General features: G+C 72.8%; 10 protein-coding genes and 1 pseudogene. 4 read left to right on the top strand and 7 right to left on the bottom strand.

The features are described 5' to 3' along the window. The 3 genes from AOJ26_RS36655 to AOJ26_RS36665 all read right to left on the bottom strand — a co-directional run. Positions 1–626, bottom strand: a 626-nt coding sequence (locus AOJ26_RS36655) for an SCO1664 family protein (RefSeq protein WP_199828906.1), incomplete at its 3' end; no start/stop codon positions are given. Continuing rightward, entirely contained in the window at positions 590–1,180 is a 591-nt protein-coding gene (locus AOJ26_RS36660) for a DUF3090 domain-containing protein (RefSeq protein ID WP_037715380.1), read from the bottom strand. The genes AOJ26_RS36655 and AOJ26_RS36660, both read right to left, overlap by 37 nt. A gap of 105 nt (positions 1,181–1,285) precedes the next feature. After that, a complete protein-coding gene (locus tag AOJ26_RS36665) occupies positions 1,286–1,972 on the bottom strand; it encodes a histidine phosphatase family protein (protein WP_053852679.1) in 687 nt (228 codons plus the stop codon). A gap of 61 nt (positions 1,973–2,033) precedes the next feature. On the opposite strand from AOJ26_RS36665, the gene corA reads away from it, so the two are divergent. Then, entirely contained in the window at positions 2,034–3,029 is a 996-nt protein-coding gene (gene corA, locus AOJ26_RS36670; protein WP_053852680.1) for a magnesium/cobalt transporter CorA, read from the top strand. 10 nt (positions 3,030–3,039) lie between these two features. Here corA and AOJ26_RS36675 read toward each other — a convergent pair whose 3' ends face one another. After that, positions 3,040–3,828 (bottom strand): ferritin-like domain-containing protein, encoded by a 789-nt coding sequence (locus AOJ26_RS36675; RefSeq protein ID WP_053852681.1) that lies wholly within the window; start codon positions 3,826–3,828, stop codon positions 3,040–3,042. Positions 3,829–4,469: 641 nt separating this feature from the next. Beyond that, a complete protein-coding gene (locus tag AOJ26_RS36680) occupies positions 4,470–5,525 on the bottom strand; it encodes an LLM class F420-dependent oxidoreductase (RefSeq protein WP_053852682.1) in 1,056 nt (351 codons plus the stop codon). A 174-nt stretch (positions 5,526–5,699) separates the two neighbouring features. On the opposite strand from AOJ26_RS36680, the gene AOJ26_RS36685 reads away from it, so the two are divergent. Beyond that, positions 5,700–6,683, top strand: coding sequence for an aldo/keto reductase (locus AOJ26_RS36685; protein WP_053852683.1), 984 nt, complete (start codon positions 5,700–5,702; stop codon positions 6,681–6,683). Further along, positions 6,680–8,947, top strand: a complete 2,268-nt coding sequence (locus AOJ26_RS36690; protein ID WP_053852684.1) for a helix-hairpin-helix domain-containing protein — start codon at positions 6,680–6,682, stop codon at positions 8,945–8,947. Before AOJ26_RS36685 ends, AOJ26_RS36690 begins: the two co-directional genes overlap by 4 nt. A gap of 73 nt (positions 8,948–9,020) precedes the next feature. On the opposite strand, the gene AOJ26_RS36695 is transcribed toward AOJ26_RS36690, so the two are convergent. Continuing rightward, on the bottom strand, positions 9,021–9,689 hold the full coding sequence (locus AOJ26_RS36695) for a hypothetical protein (protein ID WP_053852685.1): 669 nt from the start codon (positions 9,687–9,689) through the stop codon (positions 9,021–9,023). Between the two features lie 47 nt (positions 9,690–9,736). On the opposite strand from AOJ26_RS36695, the gene AOJ26_RS36700 reads away from it, so the two are divergent. Next, entirely contained in the window at positions 9,737–9,925 is a 189-nt protein-coding gene (locus AOJ26_RS36700; protein ID WP_007380901.1) for a DUF5703 family protein, read from the top strand. Positions 9,926–9,986: 61 nt separating this feature from the next. Here AOJ26_RS36700 and AOJ26_RS36705 read toward each other — a convergent pair. Continuing rightward, positions 9,987–10,199 (bottom strand): annotated as a pseudogene (locus tag AOJ26_RS36705) (Tat pathway signal protein); the annotation flags it as partial.

Raw genomic sequence — 10,199 nt, forward strand, 5'->3', positions numbered from 1 at the left:
CCCGTCAGGGGCTCCCCCGCCCAGCCCCACAGCAGGGTCCGCAGCTTGTTCTCGACGTTGAAGGTCACGCCGTGGTCGATGCCGTAGAGCCGGCCGCCCCCGGCGGGCAGCAGGTGGCCGCCCTTGCGGTCCGCGTTGTTGATCACCGCGTCGAGGACGGCGAGCCGGCGCAGCCGCTCGTCGTCGGCGTGCACCAGCAGCGCGGTCCTGCCCTCGCCGACCTCGGCGAGGCCGATGGCCTTCCAGCCCGGCTCGGGCTCCTCGCCGTCGACCAGGGCGAGCAGCTCACTGCCGGGCGCCCCCTCGATCCACAGCTGGCACATGCCCTCGCCGAAGGGCCCGTCCCGCAGCACGGTGGGCGGCACCAGGCCCCAGCCGGTCGCCTCGGACACCTCGTACGCGGCGACCTCCCGCTGGGCGAGGGTGCCGTCCGGGAAGTCCCACAGGGGCCGCTCGCCGCGGACCGGCTTGTAGACGCACAGCGCCTCCCGGCCCTCGTGGGCGACGGAGCAGTGCAGCACCGCGTTGGAGGCGTCCCGGATCTGCCCGCGTACCGTCAGCTCGCCCCGGGCGAGCAGCTCGGCCGTGGTCACGCTCCGCGGCGGTATCCGTTCTGGCGCGGACATACGTGTCCTTCCGGGTCGAGCGGGAGACTGCACAGCGGACACGGCGGCCGCCCCGCGTTGACGACGTCCAGGGCGCGCTTGGCGAAGGCCCTGGCCTGCGCGCCGGTGAGGCGGACCCGCAGCATCGGGGGTCCGTTCTCCTCGTCCTGGAGGAGTCTCTCCTCGGCCTCGGCGAGGTCCTCCTCGGACTCGGCCTCCAGCTCCACGAGGGCCTGCGCCTCGACGATCATGCGCTGCTCCTCGCCGTCCCAGGCGAGGGCCATGGTGCCGACCCGGAACTCCTCCTCGACGGGGGTGTCGAGGGGCGCGGTGTCGGCGATCTCGGTAGGCGGTACGGCGGGCACGGAAGCGCTGCCTCCACTGCGGCGCACGACCTCGTCGAGGAGCTCGTCCATCCGCTCGGCCAAGGCGGCCACCTGCGTCTTCTCCAGGGCCACGCTGGTCACCCGGGGGCCGGCCGTGGCCTGGAGGAAGAACGTACGGCGCCCGGGCAGTCCGACCGTGCCGGCCACGAAGCGGTCCGGCGGGTCATAGAGGAACACCTGACGGGACACGTCCTGTCTCCATTGGATTCGTGAGTACGGGAACGACGGGGAACGACGGAACGTCCATGCCTGAACGCGCTTGTGTGAACCGCTTCACCCTACTGCGCCCGACGATCACGGTGCGCCCGCACCACCACCGACCGGGGCGTCACCGCCCGCCGCCTCCTCGCGCGGCACCAGGGACGCGAAGTCACCGGTGTCGCCGAGGCGGACGAGGAACGGCCGCAGGCGTGTGTAGCGGATGACGGTGATGGAACACGGTTCCACGGAGATCCGCTGGAAGAGGTCGAGATGCAGTCCGAGTGCGTCGGCCACGAGCGACTTGATGATGTCGCCGTGCGAGCACATCAGATAGACGGCGTCGGCTCCGTGATCGCGCTCCACGCGCGCGTTCCACTCGCGCACGGCCTCCGCCGCGCGCGTCTGCATCGCCCGCATGGACTCGCCGCCGGGGAACGCGGCCGCCGACGGGTGCGCCTGGACGACCTCCATGAGCGGCTCGTCCATGAGCTCGGCGAGCTTGCGCCCGGACCAGTCGCCGTAGTGGCACTCCCCGATGCGCTCCTCGCTGTGCGCCCGGAGGCCGGGCCTGGCGTCGAGCAGCGGCTGGACCGTCTCCTGGCAGCGCTGCAGGGGGCTGGCGACGACCTCGGAGATCGGCACCCCTTCGAGCCGTCCGGGCAGCGAGGCCGCCTGAGCGGCCCCGCGCTCGTCCAGGGCGACTCCGGGCGTCCACCCGGCGAGCAGTCCCTCGGTGTTCGCGGTGGAGCGTCCGTGCCTGACAAGGATCAACGTGGGCATGCGGCAAGGGTAGGCGTACGCCGGAATGCAATGTCCTGCGAGCGACGGGAGAATACGCTCCGTGATCGTCGACTGTGCCATCTACCGGGAGGGACACCGGACCGAGGGACCCGAGGACCTGTCCGACGCGCTGGACCAGGCGCGGTCGGGGGGCGGGTTCGTGTGGATCGGTCTGCACGAACCGTCGGAGAACGAGTTCGACCACGTCACCAAGGAGTTCGGGCTGCATCCGCTGGCGGTCGAGGACGCCCTCAAGGCGCATCAGCGGCCCAAGCTGGAGGTGTACGACGACTCGCTGTTCGTCGTCCTCAAGCCCGTGGTGTACGAGCCGGACAGCGACACCGTGTCCACCGGCGAGGTCATGCTCTTCCTCGGCGACGGCTTCGTGGTGACGGTCCGTCATGGCGTGGGCTCGCCGCTGAAGGCCGTGCGGGACCGCCTGGAGCAGGAGCCGAAGCTGCTCGGCAAGGGGCCCACCGCGGTGCTGTACGCGGTGGCCGACGCGGTCGTGGACCACTACCTGGAGGTGGCGACCGAACTCGGGACCGACCTGGAGGAGCTGGAGGCGGAGGTGTTCTCGCCGGACGGCGGCGGCTCACGCAACACGGCCTCGCGGATCTACACCTTCAAGCGGCAGATCCTGGAGTTCCGCCGGGCCACCGTCCCGCTGTCGATGCCGCTGACCAGGCTCGCGGGCGTGGGGGCGTACGGCGGGACGGTGCCGTTCGTGAACGAGAAGGCGCGGCCCTTCTTCCGGGACGTCAACGACCATCTCGCGCGCGTGAACGAGTCGGTGGAGGGGCTGGACCGGCTGGTGTCGGACGTCCTGTCGGCGCATCTCGCGCAGATGAGCGTCCGGCAGAACGACGACATGCGGAAGATCTCCGCGTGGGCGGCCATGGCGGCGATCCCCACGATGATCGCGGGGATCTACGGCATGAACTTCGAGCACATGCCCGAGCTGCACTGGGTGTGGGCGTATCCGGCGGTGATCGCGCTGATGGGCGTGCTGGAAGTGCTGCTGTACCGGACGTTCAAGCGCCGGGGCTGGCTGTAGCGGGCGCTGTTCAGGCGAACTCGGGCGCGGAGGTGGCGGGTCCGCCGAGGGCGTCGCGGCGCTCCGGCGGCTTCAGGGAGACCATGCGGCGCCAGCCCGCGGCGCGCTCGTAGGCGTAGACGGCGTGGATGCCCGCGGCGAGGACGGCGGACTTCGCGCGGGACCAGCCGAGGATGCGGCCCATGTGGGCCATCACCGCGAGGCTGACGTCCCGGTAGACGCGGATCTCGGCCAGCGCGCACTCCCTGAGCGTGTGCTGGATGGCGCGGCCGTGGCCGGCGCGGGCGAAGCGCAGCAGTTCCTCGTGGCAGTAGGCGAGGTGGTTGTCCTCGTCGGCGGAGATCATCCGTACCGCCCGGCCGAGGTCGGGGTGGTCGGCGAAGTGCTTGCGCAGCAGCTCCATCTGCTCGGATGCGCGCTGTTCGGTGACCCGGCTGTGGGCGAGGTAGGTGACGATGTCGTGCACGGTCAGCGGCTCGTCGCTCTGCAGCTTCTCGTGGGCGAGACCGATGCCGTGCTTCTCCAGGAGCATCGTGTAGTCGGTGTCCGGCGGGACGGGGACGGGTTCGAGGCCGCGCTTCCTCATCAGGGCGTTGAAGATCCGCCCGTGCTTGTCCTCGTCGGCGCCGTGGCGGGTGATCTTGGGGGCGAGTGCGCGTTCGCTCGGCGGGACCAGGGTGGCGATACGGGCGTTCTCCCAGCCGCCCTGCGACTCCCCGCTGGCCGCTATGGAGCAGAACAGCCGGAAGGACTCGTCGTGGTCGAGGATCTCCTGGAACAGACTCTTGGCCGAAAGCATCGTGGGGCACCTCTCTGCCGGACTCCGCGGCAATCCGCAAAGAACGAGTCAAATGCGGTGCGAGGGGTGCTGCAACAGCAGTGTCGGAGAACTCCGCCAAAAGGAGGACCACCGGGGTCACCAGGGGGGCGTAACCGTGCGGGCGTGAGCGCGTTGAATCACGGTGACGGCCGTGGCGGGGAAGACCCCCGAGCCCCCACCACGGCCGCGGAAGCCTCCGGCGGTCGGATGGGGTACGGGTGAGGCGGCGACCACACCGGGACCGCTGCACCCGAGCGGCGCCGCGACCTGGCTGTCGGGAGAGGAAGCGGACGGGACGGCCCCATCCCGAGAAGCCGCTGGCAGCCGGACGCAGGCGGGACTACGCCGGGCCGGTAGGAGCGCCTTCGCGGCCCGGCAGTCGACAAAAGAGCACCGACGCCCCGCCCCCAACCCCGCAGAGCCGCCGAGAGCCGAGGTAGGACCGAGCGCCACCGCGGCCCGGCTGCCGGCAAGGCGAGCGGCGCCACGGCCCGCACTCGGCGGAGCTGGCGGGTGCGGGCCCTCGCGCGATTGCATCGGGCCAGTAGCGGCGAGCCTTGGCGCTGCCTGGGGTGACGAGGTTGTCGGGAGGCTCGCGGGTTGCGGGTGCCCGGACGGGGCTAGGCGAGGCCGGCGCGTTCCAGGGCCTCCGTGCCGGCGCGGAGTGAGGCGAGGCGCTCGTCGAGGGTGAAGCCGGCGGGAGCCAGGGTCAGGGTGGTGACGCCGGCCGCCGCGTACTCCTTCATGCGGTCCGCGATGCGGTCCACGGAGCCGAGCAGGGTCGTCTTGTCGATGAGGTCGTGCGGGACGGCGGCCGCGGCACCGTCCTTGTCGCCGCCCAGGTACTTGTCCTGGATCTCGGCGGCCGCCTCCTCGAACCCCATGCGCCGGGCGAGCTGGTTGTAGAAGTTCTGCTTGCGGCTGCCCATGCCGCCGACGTACAGCGCGGTGTAGGGGCGGAAGGTGTCGGCGAGCCTGCTGACGTCCTTGTCCTCACCGACAGCGAGCGGCAGGGTCGGGCAGACGTCGAACCCGTCGAGGGTCTTGCCGGCCTTCTCGCGGCCCGCCCGCAGGTACTGGATCGCGGTGTCCTCCAGGTGCTCGGCGGAGGGGAAGATCAGCAGGGCGCCGTCGGCGATCTCGCCGGTCTGCTCCAGGTTCTTCGGGCCGATCGCGGCGATGTACAGCGGGATGTGCTCGCGCTCGGGGTGCACGGTCAGCTTGATCGGCTTGCCGGGGCCGCCGGGCAGGGGCAGCGTCCAGTGCTGTCCCTCGTAGGACAGGCGCTCGCGCGACATGGCCTTGCGGACGATCTCGACGTACTCACGCGTGCGTGCCAGCGGCTTGTCGAACTTGACGCCGTACCAGCCCTCGGAGACCTGCGGTCCCGAGACACCGAGGCCGAGGCGGAAGCGGCCGCCGGAAAGGGAGTCGAGGGTGGCGGCGGTCATCGCGGTCATCGCCGGCTGGCGGGCCGGGATCTGGAAGATGGCCGAACCCACGTCGATGCGCTCGGTCTGGGCGGCTACCCAGGTGAGCACGGTGGCCGCGTCCGAGCCGTAGGCCTCGGCGGCCCAGCAGACGGCGTATCCGAGCCGGTCCGCCTCCTGGGCGACGGCGAGATTGTCCGCGTCCATTCCGGCGCCCCAGTAGCCGAGGTTGATCCCGAGCTGCATGGCCGATTCCCCTTACCGATCAGTAACGTCCTTGTCGGCAGACCTTAGCGCGGCGGAGCCGCCCCGGGCAGGCCGCGGCCCGTGCCCGACCGGGCGGGGAATACCGCGCACCTGTCGGAATCCGTTGTCCACAGGCCCCCACGCGACAGGTTCTGGCCAGTAATCTCGGCGTTCATGGAGCAGAGGCATCTCGGCCGTACCGGCCTGCGCGTGTCCCGCATCGGGCTCGGCACCCTCACCTGGGGCAGGGACACCGACGAGCACGACGCGGCGGACCTCCTGAAAACGTTCTGGGAGGCAGGCGGGACGCTGGTCGACACGGCGGACGTGTACGGCGACGGGGAGGCCGAGTACCTCCTCGGCCGCCTCATAGAAGGGCTGGTCCCGCGCCGGGACCTGGTCATCTCCACGAAGGCCGGCAGCGTCCCCGACCCGGACGTCCGTGTCGACGGCTCGCGCGGCCACCTGCTCTCCGCGCTGGACGACTCACTGGCCCGCCTCGGCACGGACTACGTCGACGTGTGGCACATCCACTCCTACGATCCGCACACCCCGCTGGAGGAGACGCTTCAGGCCCTCGACCTGGCCGTCAGCAGCGGCCGCGCCCGCTACGCCGGGGTCTCCAACTTCTGCGGCTGGCAGCTCGCCAAGGCCGGGACGTGGCAGTTGGCCGCGCCGGGGACGCGCACCCGGCTTGCCGCGACACAGCTCGAGTACTCGCTGCTCCAGCGCGGGGTCGAGCGGGAGGTGCTGCCCGCCGCGCTCGACCTGGGCATCGGACTGCTGCCCTCCTCTCCCCTCGGCCGCGGTGTCCTGACGGGCAAGTACCGCACCTCCACGCCGGCCGACTCCCGGGGTGCCTCGGAGCATCTGGCGCCGTTCGTCGCGCCGTACCTCGACGAGACCGCGAGCCACATCGTGGACGCGGTGACCACGGCGGCCGACGGACTCGCGGTGACACCCCTCCAGGTGGCCCTCGCGTGGGTCCGGGACCGGCCGGGGGTGACCGCGCCGATCGTCGGCGCGCGCAACTCGCAGCAGCTCACGGCGGCATTGTCAGTGGAGGCCCTTAGTCTTCCTGACGAGATCTGCCGGGCGCTCGACGACGTGTCGGCGCCCGTGCACCGCTATCCCGATCACGACTGGAGCACGCTGTGAGCACGGAGCCGGAGCCCACGGAGAAGACCGAGCCGGGGACGCGGGGCGCCGCGCCGGAGCCGGAGGGCACGGACGGGACGCCGGAGCAGGAGGCGGACGGCGGCGACAGCACGGGCGAGGGCGGTGCCACCCTCGGCGCCGATGCCGATGCCGACGCCGACGCCGACGCTGAAGGCGATGCCGCTCACGGCTCCGACGTCGAGGCGGACGCGGCGGAGAAGGCCCGCTTGTCCGAGGCCGAGGCCGAGTTGGCGGCGCAGCGGATCGAGCGGGAGCGCATCGCCCGGCGCAAGGCCGAGAAGCAGGGACCGATCGAGAGCGGGGCCAAGCTCAGCGGGAAGGCAGCCGATCTCCTCGCCGCCGTACGGGCGGTGGAGAGCGGGGCGAAGCCCGTCGCCGCCGTCTTCAGCGAGCCCGAGCCCCCGCGCCGGCCCGCCCAGGAACCGGCACGGCCCCGGCCGGTGTCGGCGGAGGCGGCCGGACCGGGTGTCGGCGGCGCGGCCGGTGCCGTGGGCGCGCCCGTGCCGGAGACCGTGGAGGCCGTACGGCGGGTGCTGGCCGAAGGCGGGGCGCCGGAGACCCTCGCGGCGCAGGTCGCCGCCGTCCTCGGGGAGGGAGCCGACGACGAGCTGCGGGCCGACCCCTGGCAGTTGCTGCGGGTCGCGGGTGTGCGCCCCGAGCAGGCCGACGGGTTCGCGCGGGCGCTGCTCGGCGCGGACTGCGCGCCGGACGACGAGCGGCGCGGACGGGCGGTCACCGTCTGGCTCCTGGAGCAGGCGGCCCTCGCCGGGCACACCGCGCTGGAGATGCCGGCGCTGACCGCCGCGCTGGCCCAGCGGGGCGTGCCGGACGCCGAGGCGGCCGTGCAGAGCACTCTCGCCGAGGCCGAGGCCCTGGTCTTCCAGGACGCCCTGGACCCGGCGGCCCCGGAACCGGCGGAGGACGACGAGGAGGGCGCCGAGCGGCCGGTGCGGATCCTGGTCGGCCTGGAGCGGTACGCCCTCGCGGAGGAGAGCCTCGCCGACGGACTGGCCCGGCTGATCAACTCTGTGCCCAAGGAGGACGGTTCGGCCGAGGACTGGGAGAGCGCCGCCGCGGCGGCCGAGGGGTCGGCCGCCGAGCTGATCCGCGCGGTCGCGGCGGGTGGCCTGGTCCTGCACACCGGCGGTGAGGCGTCCCTGGCGGAACCGGCGGCGCTGCTGGCGGCGGCGCGCGGGCTGGGGCTGCGGGCCTGGGCGGCCACCCACAGCCCTCTGGGCCGCGAGCGCTTCGGCACCCTGCCGGCAGCCGGCCCGGCCGCTTCCGAGCGGCCCGTCGCCACCGTCGCCGGACTGCTCTCCGGCGCCGAGGGGCCCGGTCGGGACGCCGACGGGGCGTTCGACCTCGACCTGCTCGTCGTGCTCGACGCGCCCCAGCTCGACGTGGAGACGGCGGCGCTGCTCGTGGAGTCCCTGCCGGACGGGGCGCGGCTGGTGCTGAGCGGGGACCCGGCGGTGCTGTGGTCGGTGGGGCCCGGGCGGGTGTTCGCGGATCTGCTCGCCGCACGGATCTGTCCGCAGATCGCCTCGCGCAGGCCGGACCCCGGCCCCCTCGGAGAGCTGGTCTCCGGAATCGGCATCGGGGAGCTGAACCAGGTCGAGGCCCCCGGCAAGGAGGTCGTGATCGTGCCGGTGCGGGACGCGGGCGAGGCCGTGCACCGGACCGTGCAACTGGTCGCGGACTCGGTGCCGCGGGCGATCGGGGTCCCCGCCGAGGAGACCCAGGTGATCACCCCGGGCCACGGCGGCGCGGCCGGCACCAGGGTCCTCAACGCGGCCCTGAAGGAGCGCCTGAACCCCGGCCCGGGACGCTTCGGCGGGTTCGACCCCGGTGACCGCGTCGCCTACTCGCCCGTACCGGGCCGTACGCTCCCCGGCCGGGTGGTCGGGGCCGACGCGGACGGTCTGCGCCTGGTCTGCTCCGGTGAGGCCGTGGTCGTGCCGAAGGAGCGCGTGGAGCAGTCCGTGCGGCACGGCTGGGCGCTGACCGCGCACCAGGCGGTGGGCGGCCGCTGGCCCGCGGCGGTCGTGGTCCTGCCCGGGGACGCGGCACAGGCCCTGAGCCGGCCCTGGGTCTACACGGCGTTCGGCCGGGCGGACCGCCACCTGTCCGTGGTGCACGGCGTGGAGCAGGCCCTGCCGCGGGCGGTCGCCGAGATCCCGGCCAAGCCCCGGACGACCCGGCTGCCCACACTCCTCGTGACCCAGTCGCCGACGACCGCCTGACCGGAAGGCGACCGGCTGACGGAAAGGAGCGCGGCCCCGGAGATCGTTCCTCCGGGGCCGCGCTCCTTTCGTCTCAGTGACGATCCACGTCCAGCGGGTCCAGGTCGTCGTCCCCGGTGTCGGGCCCGTCGGCGTCGTCGTCGAGCTCGTCGTCGAACATCGCGCTGACGTCGAACCGGCACACCACCCGCTCCACGTCGACCTGCTCGAACGGCGTCTCCAGCCACTCCCCCGGCTCGGCCGGTTCGTCCGCCGCGGTCACCCACAGCGTGGAGTCGCCCTCCTCCAGCCCGAACTCCTTGTGCCGGGAGGCGATCTCGTCGGGCTCGAACTCACCGAACAGCACCTCCAGCGCGCCGTGCACCGTGCCGGAGGCCTCCGTGCCGAGCCCCTCGTCGGCCGCCTCGACCCGCTGGGCCTGGGCCAGCAGCCGCTGCGGTTCCACCACGGCGTAGTCGCGGCGGATCAGCACGCTCAGCGCGTTCGGCTCCTCGGGGCCGGTGTACGGAGGGGCGTCCTCCGCGCCCGGGATCTCGAAGGGGGTGACCTCGTCATAGCGGTCGTAGAGCAGCTCGTCGTACACCTCGGCGGCCGCGGCCAGTTCGTTGAAGGCCTCGTAGACGGCGGGGTCGTCCTCTCCCGACCTGCGTTCGACCGCGGCCAGGTGGCGGTCGAGCGCGGTCTTGACCGCCTCGGCGGCGGCACGTACCTCGGCAGCGGTGGGCTGCACAGCATCAGACATAGTGCAGACGCTATCCGTAGCGGGCCCCGGCCCGCACAATAGATGCGATGCCGGAATACGAATTTGTCGACGTGTACGTACCTCGCGGGGTCTCCCGCAAGGACGCCACACGTCTGCTGACGGACCATGCCGAGTACGGACACTGGGAGTTGGACCGACTGAGTCTGATGCGCGACGGCAGCCGCAGGGTGCGGTTGCGCCGGCGGATCATCCGCCAGGTGCGTGCCACGTGGTGAGACAGCACGAACGGAGCGGGCCCCGCCGAGGCGGGGCCCGCTCCGTTTCACGCGGTGTGTCCTAGGCCGAGGCCCGTGCCCTGCGGTAGAGGACCGCGCCTGCCAGCAGCGCGCCGGCGCCCACCGGGACGGCCAGCCCGATCGGCAGCTCGCTGCCGGTCTGCGCGAGCTGGGCGCTGCCCAGGGGCCGGGCGACCGTCTGGGCGCCGGGGTGGTTGCCGCCGCCCGGTGTCTCGGCGCTCGCCCCGGGCGGGGTGGCCGGGGAACCGGGGTG

Origin of the sequence: Streptomyces sp. NRRL B-24085 (assembly GCF_001282115.1) — a bacterium.
In the GTDB taxonomy this organism is placed as follows: Bacteria; Actinomycetota; Actinomycetes; order Streptomycetales; family Streptomycetaceae; genus Streptomyces.